Source organism: Streptomyces sp. NPDC051940 (assembly GCF_040680895.1).
Classification (GTDB): domain Bacteria; phylum Actinomycetota; class Actinomycetes; order Streptomycetales; family Streptomycetaceae; genus Streptomyces.
In genome coordinates this window covers 1-14,542 of sequence record NZ_JBFAXR010000101.1, presented here as the reverse complement: position 1 = coordinate 14,542, position 14,542 = coordinate 1, and the positions used below count along the sequence as shown (strand labels likewise).

Annotated in this window: 12 protein-coding genes; 7 read left to right on the top strand and 5 right to left on the bottom strand. The window is 73.7% G+C overall.

Annotated elements, in window-relative coordinates:
• Positions 1 to 85 precede the first annotated feature (85 nt).
• Both AB0M28_RS29885 and AB0M28_RS29880 read left to right on the top strand, forming a co-directional pair.
• Positions 86 to 1,438 (top strand): dolichyl-phosphate beta-glucosyltransferase, encoded by a 1,353-nt coding sequence (locus AB0M28_RS29885; RefSeq protein ID WP_365411803.1) that lies wholly within the window; start codon positions 86 to 88, stop codon positions 1,436 to 1,438.
• Complete coding sequence (locus tag AB0M28_RS29880; protein ID WP_365411800.1) at positions 1,435 to 3,579, top strand: glycosyltransferase family 39 protein; 2,145 nt, start codon at positions 1,435 to 1,437, stop codon at positions 3,577 to 3,579. The genes AB0M28_RS29885 and AB0M28_RS29880 overlap by 4 nt, the downstream gene beginning before the upstream one ends.
• Here AB0M28_RS29880 and AB0M28_RS29875 read toward each other — a convergent pair.
• Positions 3,560 to 5,464 carry an ABC transporter ATP-binding protein gene (locus tag AB0M28_RS29875; protein WP_365411798.1) on the bottom strand — a complete coding sequence of 635 codons (1,905 nt, stop codon included), beginning with the start codon at positions 5,462 to 5,464 and terminating at the stop codon, positions 3,560 to 3,562. The two genes, AB0M28_RS29880 and AB0M28_RS29875, sit on opposite strands and share 20 nt — an antisense overlap.
• 202 nt (positions 5,465 to 5,666) lie before the next feature.
• On the opposite strand from AB0M28_RS29875, the gene AB0M28_RS29870 reads away from it, so the two are divergent.
• Complete coding sequence (locus AB0M28_RS29870; RefSeq protein ID WP_365411795.1) at positions 5,667 to 6,473, top strand: M15 family metallopeptidase; 807 nt, start codon at positions 5,667 to 5,669, stop codon at positions 6,471 to 6,473.
• Here the strand turns inward: AB0M28_RS29870 and AB0M28_RS29865 are convergent.
• On the bottom strand, positions 6,460 to 7,935 hold the full coding sequence (locus AB0M28_RS29865) for a cytochrome P450 (RefSeq protein ID WP_365411792.1): 1,476 nt from the start codon (positions 7,933 to 7,935) through the stop codon (positions 6,460 to 6,462). The two genes, AB0M28_RS29870 and AB0M28_RS29865, sit on opposite strands and share 14 nt — an antisense overlap.
• A gap of 100 nt (positions 7,936 to 8,035) precedes the next feature.
• Positions 8,036 to 8,674, bottom strand: a complete 639-nt coding sequence (locus AB0M28_RS29860; RefSeq protein ID WP_365411789.1) for a methyltransferase domain-containing protein — start codon at positions 8,672 to 8,674, stop codon at positions 8,036 to 8,038.
• A 39-nt stretch (positions 8,675 to 8,713) separates the two neighbouring features.
• Here AB0M28_RS29860 and AB0M28_RS29855 point away from each other — a divergent pair, with 39 nt between their 5' ends.
• Positions 8,714 to 9,154 carry a MerR family transcriptional regulator gene (locus tag AB0M28_RS29855; protein ID WP_365411786.1) on the top strand — a complete coding sequence of 147 codons (441 nt, stop codon included), beginning with the start codon at positions 8,714 to 8,716 and terminating at the stop codon, positions 9,152 to 9,154.
• On the opposite strand, the gene AB0M28_RS29850 is transcribed toward AB0M28_RS29855, so the two are convergent.
• Positions 9,093 to 10,370 (bottom strand): MFS transporter, encoded by a 1,278-nt coding sequence (locus AB0M28_RS29850; RefSeq protein ID WP_365411783.1) that lies wholly within the window; start codon positions 10,368 to 10,370, stop codon positions 9,093 to 9,095. The two genes, AB0M28_RS29855 and AB0M28_RS29850, sit on opposite strands and share 62 nt — an antisense overlap.
• 84 nt (positions 10,371 to 10,454) lie before the next feature.
• Between AB0M28_RS29850 and AB0M28_RS29845 the strand changes: the two genes are divergently transcribed.
• Together AB0M28_RS29845 and AB0M28_RS29840 are read left to right on the top strand one after the other, a co-directional pair.
• Positions 10,455 to 11,042, top strand: a complete 588-nt coding sequence (locus tag AB0M28_RS29845; protein ID WP_365411780.1) for a TetR/AcrR family transcriptional regulator — start codon at positions 10,455 to 10,457, stop codon at positions 11,040 to 11,042.
• A 70-nt stretch (positions 11,043 to 11,112) separates the two neighbouring features.
• Entirely contained in the window at positions 11,113 to 12,129 is a 1,017-nt protein-coding gene (locus AB0M28_RS29840) for an aldo/keto reductase (protein WP_365411777.1), read from the top strand.
• Positions 12,130 to 12,132: 3 nt separating this feature from the next.
• Here the strand turns inward: AB0M28_RS29840 and AB0M28_RS29835 are convergent, their stop codons facing one another.
• Positions 12,133 to 12,492 (bottom strand): hypothetical protein, encoded by a 360-nt coding sequence (locus AB0M28_RS29835; protein ID WP_365411774.1) that lies wholly within the window; start codon positions 12,490 to 12,492, stop codon positions 12,133 to 12,135.
• Positions 12,493 to 12,872: 380 nt separating this feature from the next.
• Between AB0M28_RS29835 and AB0M28_RS29830 the strand changes: the two genes are divergently transcribed.
• A partial coding sequence (locus AB0M28_RS29830; RefSeq protein WP_365411771.1) for a hypothetical protein occupies positions 12,873 to 14,542 on the top strand: 1,670 nt, incomplete at its 3' end.

The window sequence follows — 14,542 nt, the reverse complement described above, 5'->3', positions numbered from 1 at the left end:
GGACCGCGGGGCGGCCGCCGTACTCACAGACCGCCCACAGGTTTGGCACATCGTCCTGACAGGCCCCTTGACCAGGGTCTGTGTCATGAGCCAACCACTGATCCCCACCGACAGCGCGCTGCCGGCCCGCGGGCATCTCGCCACCGAGGGCGTGGTGCTCGACGTCGTCATCCCCGTCTACAACGAACAGCACGACCTCGACCCCTGTGTCCGGCGGCTGCACGCGTATCTGCACGCCACCTTCCCGTACCGCTTCCGGATCACCATCGCCGACAACGCGAGCACCGACTCCACCCCCGTCATCGCCTACGGGCTGGCCCACGAGCTGCCCGACGTGGCGGTGTACCGGCTGGAGGAGAAGGGCCGGGGGCGGGCCCTTCGGACCGTGTGGTCGGCGTCCGAGGCGCCCGTGCTGGCGTACATGGACGTCGACCTGTCGACGGATCTGAAGGCGCTGCTGCCCCTGGTCGCCCCGCTGATCTCCGGGCACTCCGACCTCGCGATCGGCTCGCGGCTGGCGGGCAGCTCGCGCGTGGTGCGCGGACCGAAGCGGGAGTTCATCTCCCGGGCGTACAACCTGCTGCTGCGCGGCGGGCTGCAGACGCGCTTCAGCGACGCCCAGTGCGGGTTCAAGGCGATCCGCCGGGACGTGGCCGAGCGGCTGCTGCCGCTGGTGGAGGACACCGGCTGGTTCTTCGACACGGAGCTGCTGGTGCTCGCCGAGCGGGCCGGGCTGCGTATCCACGAGGTGCCGGTCGACTGGGTCGACGACCCGGACAGCCGGGTCGACATCGTGCGCACGGCCGTCGACGACCTCAAGGGCGTCTGGCGCGTCGGGCGGGCGCTCGGGTCGGGGACGCTGCCGCTGGACCGGCTGCGGCGGCCCTTCGGCGACGACCCGCGGGACCTGGGCGTGCCGGGAGTGCCGCGGGGGCTGGCCCGGCAGCTGCTCGGCTTCTGCACCGTGGGGGCGCTGTCCACGCTCGCCTATCTGGGCCTGTACTCGCTGCTGCGGCCCGGGATCGGCGCCCAGACGGCGAACGTGCTGGCGCTGCTGCTCACCGCGCTCGCCAACACCGCCGCGAACCGCCGCTTCACCTTCGGCGTGCGCGGGCGGCGCCGGGCGGCGCGCCAGCAGGCCCAGGGCCTGGTGGTGTTCGCCATCGGGCTGGCGCTGACCAGCGGCTCGCTGGCCGCCCTGGACGCGGCGGGCGGCGCCGCCTCGCACCGCACCGAACTCGCCGTCCTCATCGCCGCGAACCTCGCGGCCACCCTGCTGCGCTTCCTGCTGCTGCGCGGCTGGGTGTTCGCCTCCTCGGGCGGCTCCGGTGCGGACGGCGCCTCCCCGAACGGCGCTTCCCCGAACAGCACCGTCCCGGCCGACCCCTTCGCGGGCGACGCCGCCCCGACCGACTCCGACCTCAGGACCTCACGATGACCGCCACCACCCTGACCGTTCCGGCCGCGGCGCCCGCGCCGCCGCCCTCGCCGTCGCACCGCGCGCCGCGGCAGAGCCGGCTCGCGTTCTGGCTGCTGCTGGCCGCGACGGCCGCGCTCTACTTCTGGGGTCTGGGCAAGTCCGGCTACGCCAACTCCTTCTACTCCGCCGCCGTCCAGGCCGGCAGCGTCTCCTGGAAGGCGTTCTTCTTCGGCTCCCTGGACGCCGGGAACGCCATCACCGTCGACAAGCCCCCGGCCTCGCTGTGGCCGATGGCCCTGTCCGTACGGCTCTTCGGCCTCGGCTCGTGGCAGATCCTGGCCCCGCAGGTCCTGATGGGCGTGGCGACGGTCGCCGTGCTGTACCGGTCGGTCGCCCGCCGCTTCGGCACCGCGGCCGGGCTCATCTCCGGCGCGGCGCTGGCGCTGACGCCCGTCGCGGCGCTGATGTTCCGCTTCAACAACCCCGACGCGCTGCTCGCCCTGCTGCTGACGGTCGCCGTGGCGTGCGTGCTGCGGGCGCTGGAGGCCGGGCGGACGAAGTGGCTGGTGTGGGCGGGCGTCGCGGTGGGCTTCGCCTTCCTGGCCAAGACCCTGCAGGCGTTCCTGATCCTGCCGCCGCTGGCGGTCGTGTACGCCGTGTGCGCGCCGGTGGCGCTGCGGCGCCGGTTCGGCCAGCTGGCGCTGTCGGGCCTGGCGATGGTCGCCGCGGGCGGCTGGTGGGTGGCGATCGTCGAGCTGTGGCCGGCGTCCTCGCGCCCGTACATCGGCGGTTCGCAGAACAACTCCTTCCTGGAGCTGACGTTCGGCTACAACGGCCTCGGCCGTATCAACGGCGAGGAGACCGGCTCCGTCGGCGGCGGCGGGGGCGGTATGGGCGGCGGTGGCGGTCAGTGGGGTGAGACCGGCATCGGGCGGATGTTCAACGACTCGATCGGCGGCCAGATCTCCTGGCTGCTGCCGGCCGCGCTGATCCTCCTCGCCGCGGGCCTGGTCGTGACCCGCCGGGCGGCGCGCACGGACATCGAGCGCTCGTCGTTCCTGGTGTGGGGCGGCAGCCTGCTGATGACGGCGGCGGTGTTCTCCTTCATGGCCGGCATCTTCCACGAGTACTACACGGTCGCCCTCGCCCCGTACGTCGCCGCCCTGGTCGGCATGGGCTCGGTGCTGCTGTGGCGGCAGCGGAGCTGGCCGGCGCTCGGCACCCTGGCGGCGACCGTCGCGGTGACCGCGCTGTGGGCGTACACGCTGCTGGGCCGCTCGCCGGAGTGGCACCCGTGGCTGCGGTACGCGGTGCTGGTGGCCGGTCTCGCCGCGGCCGCCGGCCTGCTGGCCGCTGCGCGGCTGGGGCGGACGGTGGCGCTGGTCGCCGCCGGACTGGGTCTGGCGGCGGGGCTCGCCGGGCCGCTCGCGTTCACCCTGCAGACGGTGGGCACCGGGCACTCGGGGTCGATCGTCACCGCCGGTCCGGCGTCCGCCGGCGGGCGCGGCGGTCCGGGCGGCGGCGGGATGCGCATGCCGCAGGGTCAGCTGGGCGAGGGCTTGCCGGGCGGGGCCGGCGGACAGCAGGGTCAGGGCGGCTTCGGCGGCCCCCAGGGCCAGGCCGGACAGGGCGGCCAGACGGGTCAGCCGCAGGGCGGCCCCGGCGGCACCGCGCCCGGCGGTGCGCCCACCGGCGGGCAGCCCGGTCAGCAGGGCGGCAACGGCCCCGGCGCCATGGGCGGTCCGGGCGAGGGCGGCGGTGGCGGCGGTATGGGCGGTCTGCTCAACGGCCAGGACGTCAGCGACGAACTCGCCGACAAGCTGGGCTCCGGCGACTACCGCTGGGCCGCCGCCTCGATCGGCTCGCAGAACGCCGCCAGCTACCAGCTGGCCACCGGCGACCCGGTGATGGCGATCGGCGGCTTCAACGGCAGCGACCCCTCCCCCACGCTCGCCCAGTTCAAGAAGTACGTGGAGCAGGGCGACATCCACTACTTCATCGACAACGGCGGCACGGGCGGCGGAGGCGGCATGGGCGGCGGAGGCGGCATGGGCGGCAGCTCCACCGGCAGCGAGATCAGCAGCTGGGTCCAGGCCACCTTCGAGAAGGTGACCGTGGACGGGACGACCCTGTACGACCTCACGTCTCCGACGTCGTGACCGGTTCGAACTGAGCCGCCTGCAGCCCGTACATCGTGGCGTACAGCCCGCCGGACGCGAGGAGTCCGGCGGGCGTGCCGCTCTCCACCAGCCGCCCCTGGTGCAGGACGTGCACCAGGTCGGCGTGGCGCACCGAGGCCAGCCGGTGGGTGATCAGCACCACCGTCTGGCCGGTCGCCGCGAGCGCCCGGATCTGTTCGAAGACCGCCAGCTCCGCCCGGGCGTCGAGGGCGGCGGTCGGCTCGTCGACGATCAGCACGTCGGCCTGCCGGTAGCGGGCGCGGGCGATGCCGATGCGCTGCCACTCCCCGCCGGAGAGCTGGTGCCCGCCGTGGAAGCCGCGGGCCAGCAGGGTGCCCCAGCCGCGCGGCAGCTCCTCGATCACGACGTCGGCGCCGGAGTACGCGGCGGCGGCCGTCAGCCGCTCCTCGTCCAGGTCGGCGTCGGGGCGGCCGATCGCGATGTTCACCCGGGCGGTGAACAGCCACCGGTAGAAGTCCTGTGCCACCATCGCGACCCGCGAGGCGAGGCCGCGCCGGTCGGCCTCCGCCAGGTCCACCTCGCCCCACAGCACCCGGCCGCGCTGCGGCAGATAGAGCCCGGCGAGCAGCTTCACCAGGGTCGTCTTGCCGGAGCCGTTCTCCCCGACGAGCGCGACGATCCCGCCGGTGGGAATGGTGAGGGTGACGTCGTTCAGGGCGGGCTGGTTGTCGGTGCCGGGGTAGGTGAAGGTGACGTTCTCGAAGCGGATCTCCTCCGGTACGGCGGTGAGCGGCACGCCGCCCTCGGGGACCGCCCACTCCTCCGCCTCCTGGCACATCCGCACCAGGTCGGCGACGAACAGGGAGTCCTCGTTCAGGGAGTTGAGCTCCATCAGCAGCGTGTCGAGGCTCCCGGCGCCGCTGCGGATCGCGATGACCGCCGTACCGGCCACGGACAGCGCCATCGCCCCGCCCCACAGCAGCGCGCCGAGGGTGGCGTACGTGACGAGGGTCGCGAGCGCCGTCCAGCAGGCGGCGATCAGCTGGGTGCGGGCGGCGAGGCGGGCCAGCCGGGTCTGCTCCAGCTCCGCGGTCTCCGACATGCCCCGGTAGTGGTGGAGCAGGAAGGGCCCCACGTCGTGCACGCGGATCTCGGGGGCCGCCTCGGCGTCCGTGAGGGTGCCGGAGAGCATGTGGGCGGCCCGTACGTGCTGGATCCAGGTGTGGAAGGAGTGGTAGCGCCGCCGGGCGATGGTCAGCGAACTCCACGCGCCGGGCAGCGTCATGGTGACCAGCAGCGGCAGCAGCACCGGGTGCAGCACGGTGAGCACGCCGGCCGCCGCCGCCAGCGAGAGCGCGGAGGTGATCACCCGGGTGCCGGTCCTGACCATACGGCGGGCGGAGGCGGCGCCGTACTGCGCGGAGTCCAGCAGCTTGTGGAACGCGTCGTCCTCGATGGCGGCCAGCTCCACCCGGCTGGCGTGCCGCAGGTACATCTCCGTGCCGACGCGCTCCACCTTGGGCTCCAGCCGCCCGGTGCCGTACGTCGAGACGGCCCGCAGCAGCGTGCCCGCGACGGCCGCCGCGGCGACGGCGACCAGGGCGGGGACGGCGGCGCGCAGCCGGTCCGGTACGTCGCCGCCGGCCAGCAGCCGGGCGAGCACGCTGTTGACGGCCAGCAGGCCGAGCGCGGCGGTGACGCCGCGGCCGAGCTCGGAGAGGATGACGGCTCGGGTGGCGGTGCGGTCGGCCTGCCGGGCGAGCCGTACGCTGGTGCCCAGCAGGCCGGGCAGCGCCCGGACGATGCCGGCCAGCCCCAGCTCGTACGCCTTGCCCTCGTGGGCCCCCCACCCCGCCTCGTACCGCAGCGGGCCGCCGAACAGCAGCCGCTCCGACTCCGACACGGCGGGCTCGTCCTCCCGCGGGCTCCGTCGCCCGAAGATCCTGCGGCGTAACGGCACTGCGCACTCCCCCCGTCCGGCGTCCGAGAAGCCCAGTGTGCGGGGCGTCCGCCGGGCGGCGCCATGGCCGAACGGGCCACACGTAACACGCCGTTACGCCAAGGATCTTCCGCGCCGGGCGGGACTCCTGATACATGAGTGACTCATGCCAAGACTGCCCCGCGCTCTCACCGCCCTCGCCCTGCTCGCCGCCACGCTCACGGCGGGGGCCGCCACGGCGCCCGCCGCCACGGCCAAGGCCGAGCCGAAGGCCCCGCCGCAGTTCGTCGCGCTGAGCGACGTCGACCCGACGATCCTCCACGACATCCGCTACCTCACCGAGCACAACTTCATCGGCGACCCGATCGACGGCTACCGCCAGCCGCTGTGCATCCTGACCGCGCCCGCCGCGCAGGCGCTGCACCAGGCCCAGCAGAAGCTCCGCCCGCTCGGCTACTCGCTCAAGGTCTACGACTGCTACCGCCCGCAGCGCGCCGTCGACCACTTCGTCGCCTGGGCGAAGGACCTCGACGACGACCGGATGAAGGGCGAGTTCTATCCGGACGTCGACAAGAGCCGCCTCTTCGAGGACGGCTACATCGCCGAGCGCTCCGGACACAGCCGCGGCAGCACCCTGGATCTCACGCTGGTGAAGCTGCCCGCCACCGCCACCCGCCCGTACGAGCCGGGCGAGCCGCTCGTCCCGTGCTACGCGCCGCAGGCGGAGCGCTTCCCGGACAACTCGATCGACATGGGCACGGGTTACGACTGCTTCGACACCCTGTCCCACACGCTCGACCCGCGCATCCAGGGCGAGCAGCGGGCGAACCGGCTGCTGCTGAAGGAGACCCTGGAGAGCGTCGGGTTCGTCAACTACGAGTACGAGTGGTGGCACTTCACACACAAGCCGGAGCTGTTCCCCGACACGTTCTTCGACTTCCCGGTGCACCGCCGCTCGCTCAGCGGCCGCTGACACCCTCCGCGTACGGGCAGCCGGCCGCTGGCTCCTCGCCCTGCACCGGGGCGGGGAGCGCGGCCGCCGGCTCGGGCGTACGGCGGCGGACGCGCAGTGTGAAACCCTCCGGCTTCAGGGTGAGCAGTTCGGTGATCCGCAGCTCGTAGTCCGGGTCGGGGATCAGCTCGTACCGGTGCAGCAGCAGCGCCAGTACGAGCGTCGCCTCGTGGATGGCGAACTGCCGCCCGATGCAGGCCCGCTCCCCGGTGCCGAACGGCTTGTAGCTGTGCGCGGGCCGTTCCCGCACCCGCCCGGGTGCGAACCGGTCGGGGTCGAACGCCTCCGGGTCCGGGCCCCAGACGGCGGGGTCGCGGTGCAGGCCGGGGATGAGGACGAACGCCCAGTCACCGGCCGCCATGGGATAGCGCCCGCCCAGCACGGTGTCCGCGCGGGCCGACCGGGCGTACGCGGGGGCGGTGGGCCACAGCCGCAGCGACTCGTCCAGGACGCGGCGTACGTACCGCAGTTTGGCGATCTCCTGGTACGCGGGCCGGGGATCGGCGGCGTCGCCCCAGGCGGCGTCCACCTCTGCTCGGGCCTTCGCCATGACCTCCGGGTGCCGGGCGAGGTAGTACAGCGCGAAGGACAGCGCGCCCGACGTCGTCTCGTGGCCGGCGACCAGGAAGGTGATCACCTGGTGCCGGATGTTCACGTCGTCGAGCCGCTCGCCCGTGTCGGGGTGCCGCTCGCCGAGCATCCGGCCGAGCAGGTCGTCGCCGTCCTCCCCCGACTCGCGGCGCCGTCGGATCACGTCGTCCACCAGCTCGTTCATCAGGGCCAGCTGCCCCTCGTTGCGGCGGTCGGCGCCGCGCGCGCCGAGCAGGGCGCTCACCACGGGCAGCCGGAAGCTCCGCAGCTGCGCGTGGCGCAGGGCGGAGACCATGGCCGCGACGAACGGGTGCGGGCGGTCCCGCTCGAAGGACTGGAAGCCGTACCCGAACCCGGTCCGCCCGATGGTCTCCAGCGTCAGCTTGGTCATGTCGGCGGCCACGTCCACCGCCGCGCCGTCCGCGGCGCGGCGGTCCCAGTCGGCGGTCAGCTCGCGGGCCACGTCCAGCATGACGGGGTGGTACGACTGCATGGCGCCGCGCCCGAACGCCGGGAGCAGGATGTCGTGCGCGAGCTGCCAGTTGGGCTCGGAGTTGTACGCCGTGAAGAGCCCGTCGCCGCCGAGGCGCCGCAGGTTCTCGATGCCGAGGCCGACGTGCTTGGCGAAACGGGACTCGTCGGAGAGGTCCGCGACCAGGTCCGCGCCGCTCACGAGGAGGATCTCGCGGCTCAGGAACTTCCGTACGAAGATGGGCCCGAGCTGCCCGGCCAGCCGCAGCGAGTCCTGCACGGGATGGGTCGGGTTCCCCGTGAGCAGATCCCCCAGCAGCGGGATCCGTCGGGGCGGATGCGGGATTCCCTTGGTCTGCACGGCAGTTCTCCCCGGTCGCCGTTATTGACTTCGCTTCTAACAACCTCAGGATCGCGCCGCTATTGAACTCACGTCAAGTAGCGTGCACGGCGAGGGCCGCTCAGGCCGGCCTGACGGCGAGAACGCAGACGACCGGCGGGTCCAGCGGGAGGGTCTCGACGCGGATGTCCGCGAAACCGGCCTCGGTGAGCCGCTCGGCGAGGTCGCGGCCCGCGCGGGCGGTGGTCGCGGCGTCGGCACCGGGCGCGCGCGGCTGGCTGACGAGCGCGATGCGGCCGCCGGGGCGCAGCAGGGCGCGCAGCGCGGCGAGCCGCTGGCCCTGATCGGTCCAGAAGCCGAGCGAGTTGACGGCAAGCACGGCGTCGAGCGGCGCGCCGAGGCCGGGCAGCCGGTCGACGGACGTGTGGACCAGGGTGACCCGGCCGGCGCGGACCGCCGCGGCGTTGCGCCGGCGCGCCTGCCGGGCCATGACGGCGGAGTGGTCGACGCCGTACACGCGCCCCGCGGTGGCGCGGCGGGCCAGCTCGGCGATCGCCACGCCGGGACCGAAGCCGACCTCGAGGACCCGGTCCGCCGGCTGTACGTCGAGGAGGGCCACCGCCCACCGGTTGCGCCGCACGTTGGAGGGACGGTGGCCCATGACCCAGCCGGCCAGCCGCCCGGGCAGGCCGCGCGGGTGGCCGAACTGCCGTACGCCGCGGCGGATGAGGCGCTGCTTGAACGAGGGGTGTGCTGTCATGCCGGCCATCGAAGGACTTCAAGTACGCTTGAAGTCAACATGGCCGGCCACCAGCCCGCGGGGCAGCTGACGATCGGCGACCTGGCCCGGACCACCGGGGTCGCCACGTCGGCCCTGCGCTACTGGGAGGACCTCGGGCTCGTCCCGGCCCCGGCCCGGGTCTCCGGCCAACGCCGCTACCCGCCCGCGGCGGTGAGGCTCGTCGGCCTCATCCTGCTTCTCCAGGACGCCGGCTTCTCGCTGCGCGACATCAGGACGCTCATCGCCGCCCGCACGGCCGATCCCGCCGCGTGGCGCGACCTCCACCACCGCAAGCTCGCCGAACTCGACGCCCGGATCGCCCGGGCCCAGGCGGCCCGCACGGCGATCGCGCACACACTGGCCTGCCCACACGACGACCTCGAGGCGTGCCCCACCTTCACCGCCCTCCGCGCCGCACGCCTCGCGGGGACGCCGCTGCACGTGGCACACGAGCACTGACGCCGTCGAGCTGCCGCCAGACGGGGAAGACAACCGGGCACAGGGTGGCGAGAAGATAGCCACCGCCGGTCAGAAGCAGCGCGGTGGACAGCCCCACCCCGTCGACGAGCAGCCCCGCCGCCAGACCGCCCAGCGGCGTGACCGTGAGGAACGCCGCGGTCGTCGCGCACACGACGCGACTGCGCAGCGCCTCGGGCACCGTCTCGTACAGCACGGTGGCCAGGATGGGGTTGAGCACCCCGCAGGCCAGTCCCTCGACGGCCATCATCACCGCGAGCGGCGCGACCGTGTCCGTACCGGCGGCCACGACGAAGCGCGGCAGGCCGACGACCAGGAGCGCCACGGTGAACACCGGCCACCGCCTGAAGCGCCCGCCGACGGCCCCGTACGCCAGCGCGCCCACGAGCGCCCCCGCGCCGAAGGACGCCTCCAGCACCCCGAGGTCGACCGCGCCGCCCAGCGCGTCCTGCGCGTGCACCGGGAGGAGGACGGCGCTCCAGCCCTGGTCGAGGCCGCGTGTCACGAGCGTCATCAGGCACACCCCGAGCAGCAGCGGCGTGGCGGCGACGAAGCGGTACCCCTCGGCCAGTTCGCGCCGGTAGCCGTGCGTCTCCGCCGCCTTCGTACAGGGGCGGGCCTCGGGTACGCCGCGCAGCCCGACGGCCAGGAGCAGCGCCGACACGAGGAAGGTCGCCGCGTCGAGCAGCAGCGCGTACGGGGCGCCGAGGACCGCGATCAGCACGCCGCCCAGGGCCGCCCCGGTCAGCCCCGCGCACCGCGCGGCCCCGTCGTACAGACCGGCCGCACGGACCAGCGGCATCCCCGCCCGGCCCGCGAGGGTGGGCAGCAGGACGTCCCGGGCCGTCTCGCCCGGGGCGTGGCACAGGCCCGTGACCGCCATCAGCGCGCACAGCAGCCAGAACCGCAGGTGCCCGGCCGCGTGCAGCACCGGGACCGCCGCGACGGCCAGCGCGCAGACCAGGTCCGAGGCGACACCCACGCGCAGCCGCCCGACCCGGTCGATCACCGGGCCGCCGACCAGGGCCACCAGCACCACCGGCAGCAGCGTGCACAGCGCGACCACCCCCGCCCGCCCCGCGCTGCCCGTGCTGTGCAGCACGAACAGCGGCACCGCCAGCTGCGTCAGCGAACTGCCCGTGATCGAGACGGCGTTGGCGGCGAGGACTGCGGCGAGCGGGCGCCGGTCACCGGGCAAGGGCCCTCCACGAGGCGCGGGGATTCGCGCAGCCTCGCAGACCGGGGCGGTGCGGGGCACCCGGATATCGGTACCGTGGTGTCCGTGCGCCGCACCCGACTGACCAGCGAGAGACGCCGCGAGCAGCTGCTCGCCATCGGCGCCGGGCTGTTCGCCGAGCGGCCGTACGACGAGGTGTGGATCGAGGAGGTCGCCGAGCTGGCCGAGGTCTCGCGCGGGCTGCTGTACCACTACTTCCCCACCAAACGGGACTTCTTCGCGGCCGTCGTCCGCGCGGAGAGCGAACGCATCCTGCGGCTGACCGAGCCCGATCCGTCCCTCGGCGTACGCGAGCAGCTCGTCGCCGGCCTCGACGCGTATCTGGAGTACGTGCAGGCCCACCGCACCGGCTACCTCGTCATGCACCGCGCCGCCGTCTCCGTGGACGAGGGGATCCGCGCGGTCTTCGAGGAGAGCCTCGCCGTCCAGCAGCAGCGCATCGTCGACGCCGTGGCCACCGTCCGCGAGCCCGACGAGGCGGTGCGGATCGCCGCCCGCGGCTGGCTGATGTTCGTCATCACCGTCTGTCTGGACTGGCTGGAGCGCTCCGCCGTCAGCCGCGAACAGGTCCGCGACCTGTGCGCGCGGACGCTGATCGCGGCGGTGGAGATGGAGCCCGCGGGGCAGCAGTGACGACTTGACCTGGAGTGGACTCCAACTCCTAGCGTTGCCCCCGGCTGTCACCGAACGGACGGAGAAGACGATGGAGCAGCGTTTCCTGGGCGGCACCGGACTGCGCGTCAGCGAACTGTGCTTCGGCACCATGATGTTCGGCAGCGGTGCGGACGAGACCGCCTCGCACGCGATGCTGGACGCCTTCACCGAGGCCGGCGGCACGTTCATCGACACGGCCGACGTGTACGGCAAGGGCGTCTCGGAGGAGATCCTCGGGCGCTGGCTGAAGGGCCGGCGGCGCGACGACCTGGTGATCGCGACCAAGGTGTTCGGCACCATGGGCGAGGCCCCGAACGCGGGCGGGCTGAGCCGCAAGCACATCGTCTCGGCGGTGGAGGCGAGCCTGCGCCGGCTCGGCACGGACTACGTCGACCTCTACCAGACCCATGTGTGGGACGCGACGACTCCGCTGGAGGAGACCCTCGCCACGCTGGACACGCTCGTACGGGCGGGCAAGGTCCGCTACCTCGGCGCGAGCAACGTCTCCGCCGCCCAGCTGCAGAAGTCCCTCGACCTCGCCCGGTCGCGCGGCTGGGAGCCGTACGTCTGCCTGCAGCCGCTGTACAACCTGCTGGCCCGCGAGGCGGAGTGGGAGCTGCTGCCGCTCAGCGCCGCGGAGGGTGTGGGCGTGATCCCGTGGAGCCCGCTGCAGGGCGGCTGGCTGACCGGCAAGTACCGCCGCGGCATGACCGCCGCCCCGACCGGTTCGCGCGAGCAGGGCTTCCAGCAGGACCAGGGCCGCGAGACGTGGCGGGACCGGGACAACGAGCAGACCTGGCGCGTCGTCGACACCCTCGTCGCCGTCGCCGCGGAGGCCGGCCGCACCCCGGCCCAGGCGGCCCTGCGCTGGATGCTCCGCAAGCCGGGCGTGACCGCGCCGATCATCGGCGCGAAGACCGTCGAGCAGCTCACCGACAACCTCGGCGCGGTGGGCTGGGACCTGACGGACGACCAGCAGCGGCGCCTCGACGAGGCGAGCGCGCGCCCCCTGCCGTACCCGTACGACGTCCTGCACCGCTTCCGCGACCGCGAGCCCCGGGGCTGAGGGCTACGACTGGCGGTTCGCCAGGTGCAGCCGTACGTCCTTCTCCTGGTCGCCGGGGACACCGGACTCGCCGCTGAGGGCGAACGCGCCCGCCAGTTCGTCCCGTACGAGATCCACGGCGTGGTAGCCGCCCTGCAGGCTCGCGGTCACGGGTTCCGCGAGCACGGGCGCCTCGACGGCGCCGCGCGACCGGGCCGTGTCGAAGGTGGCGGTCCACACCGGGTGGCCGCCGGACGCGCTCTCGGGGGGTTCGCCCGGCAGCCAGTCGGACGCGAAGACGGAGCCCAGGGCGCGGAAGACCGCGTCCGCGTCCTGCGCCGAGCAGGAGGTGAGGCCGACGGTCACCTTGTCCGCGTCGCTCATCGCGGCCATCTCCCTTCGCCGTACCGGACGGCCCCGTCGGGGTCCCGTCGTACGGACGTCGCCTTCGGCGTCCGGGAACGCGCGCCCGGCCTGCCGTTACCGGCACCTTAGATCGGGTCCGCGAACGGCGCCTCCCAGGCTGACCCGTACGGCACGGCCCGCACCACCGCGGCCGAATCAGTGGGAGCGCTTACCATCGCGGCACCTCACCTCCGTACCACGTGAACAGAGGCGACAGAAAAGTTCCGTCCAACCACTTGCCCCGACATAGCAACCGCTTACATTCTGGCTGGCGGTCGGTCACCGCTCCGGCTCCGCGCGGGGGCGGCGGCGCGGCCGTGCTCACTCTGCAAGGCCAACCGAACGCCAGTGGAGGAGAGATGAAGCGGTTCGCTCCGCACCCGCTCCGGGTGCGCGCGGCGGTCATGGCAGCGGCACTCCTGGCCGCCCTCGCCGCCCTGTCCGTACCACCCGCCGGTCCGGCACGGGCCGCGGCGCCCGACGCCGGTGCGGCGGCGGTGGGTTACACCCTCGTCGGCAACCAGTACCGCGAGGAGGCGTCGCTCGGCGACTGCCTGCGCACCTTCAGCGGCAGTACGGCCGTACAGGTCGGCGCCTGCACGGCGCAGGGAGGGGCCACCGACTACACGTCGATGCGCCTGTGGCAGGCCGTGGACCAGGGCAACGGCTACGTCCTGCTGCAGAACAAGTACCGGGCGGACGCGGGCCTCGGCACCTGCCTGCGCACCCTCTCCGGCTCCGACACGGTCCAGGTCGGCGACTGCGCCGGCCAGGGAGGCGCGTCCGACTACACCTCCATGCGCCTGTGGCGGGTCGTCGACCAGGGCGCCGGCCGGGTACAGCTGCAGAACAAGTACCGGGCGGACGCCGGCCTCGGCACCTGCCTGCGCACCGTCTCCGGCGCCGACACCGTCCAGGTCGGCGCCTGCGCCGCGCAGGGCGGCACGGGGGATCTCGCGTCCATGCGGCTCTGGGACGACGACGCGTTCGCCGCCGCCTGGCCGGTCCGGTCCGTCACCGGCCAGAAGCGGGCGCTGGTGATGGCGACCCACTGGAACGACGCCGCGCCCGCCGACCCGGCCGCCGTCGAGCAGGCGGTGCTCGGCAGCGGCTATCCGTCCCTGCGCTCGTATCTGCAGGAGGTCTCCGGCGGGCAGCTCGACCTCACGGGCGACATGCTGACCGGCGTCGACCTCGGCGCCCGGCCGACCGGATGCGACTCGACGGCCATCCGCGCCGCCGCGACGGCCGCGGCGCAGGCGCGGGGCGTCGACCCGGCCTCGTACGACTACCTCCTCGTCGACATCTCCCGGACCTCGGCGTGCGCCTGGGAGGGGCTGGCGTCGATGCCGGGGAACTGGATCCTGTCCAACGGTGTGGGCTACAAGACCTGGATGTGGACCCACGAGTTCGGCCACAACCTCGGCTTCACCCACTCCGACACGCTCAAGTCCTGTCCGGTCTCGGGGAGCACGGTGCTGGTCGGCGCCTCCTGCACGGTGGCCGGGGGCGACGACCCCACCGACACCATGGGCGGCGGCGGGATGCACCTCTACCCCGTGGACTACCGCCAGTTCGCCGGATGGATCCCCGACGCCCAGGTCCCCAAGCTCTCGGCGAGCGGCGCGTACCAGCTCGGCGTGCTCGGGGAGTCCGGCGTACAGGAGTACCGGATCCCGCGTGGTGACGGCAGCTATCTGTCCCTGGAGTACCGGCGGGCGACACCGCCCTACGACGACTACGCCGCCGGGGATCCGCTCGTCAACGGGGTGATCGTCCGCATCGTCAGCTCCGGCTCGACGGTCCACAACCGCCTGGTCGACGCGACGCCCGCCACCGCGACCACCGACGACGCGCCGCTGCCGGTGGGCGGGGTGCTGGCCGACGAGGTCGCGTCGGCGGGGGTGCGGGTGTGTTCCGTCGGGACGTCGGGGGCGGATCTGCGCGTCTCCGTCGCGGGGACCACGCCGCCGGCCGCGACCTCGTGCCCGCGCATCTCCTCGCGGGGGCGCAACGGCGGCTCGGGCGC

Excerpts from the sequence above, each read along its gene's own strand:
- AB0M28_RS29870 (WP_365411795.1), top strand. The coding sequence starts at position 5,667 with ATGCCAAGACTGCCCCGCGCTCTCACCGCCCTCGCCCTGCTCGCCGCC.
- AB0M28_RS29835 (WP_365411774.1), bottom strand. The coding sequence starts at position 12,492 with ATGAGCGACGCGGACAAGGTGACCGTCGGCCTCACCTCCTGCTCGGCG.
- AB0M28_RS29880 (WP_365411800.1), top strand. The coding sequence starts at position 1,435 with ATGACCGCCACCACCCTGACCGTTCCGGCCGCGGCGCCCGCGCCGCCG.
- AB0M28_RS29860 (WP_365411789.1), bottom strand. The coding sequence starts at position 8,674 with ATGACAGCACACCCCTCGTTCAAGCAGCGCCTCATCCGCCGCGGCGTA.
- AB0M28_RS29840 (WP_365411777.1), top strand. The coding sequence starts at position 11,113 with ATGGAGCAGCGTTTCCTGGGCGGCACCGGACTGCGCGTCAGCGAACTG.
- AB0M28_RS29885 (WP_365411803.1), top strand. The coding sequence starts at position 86 with ATGAGCCAACCACTGATCCCCACCGACAGCGCGCTGCCGGCCCGCGGG.
- AB0M28_RS29855 (WP_365411786.1), top strand. The coding sequence starts at position 8,714 with ATGGCCGGCCACCAGCCCGCGGGGCAGCTGACGATCGGCGACCTGGCC.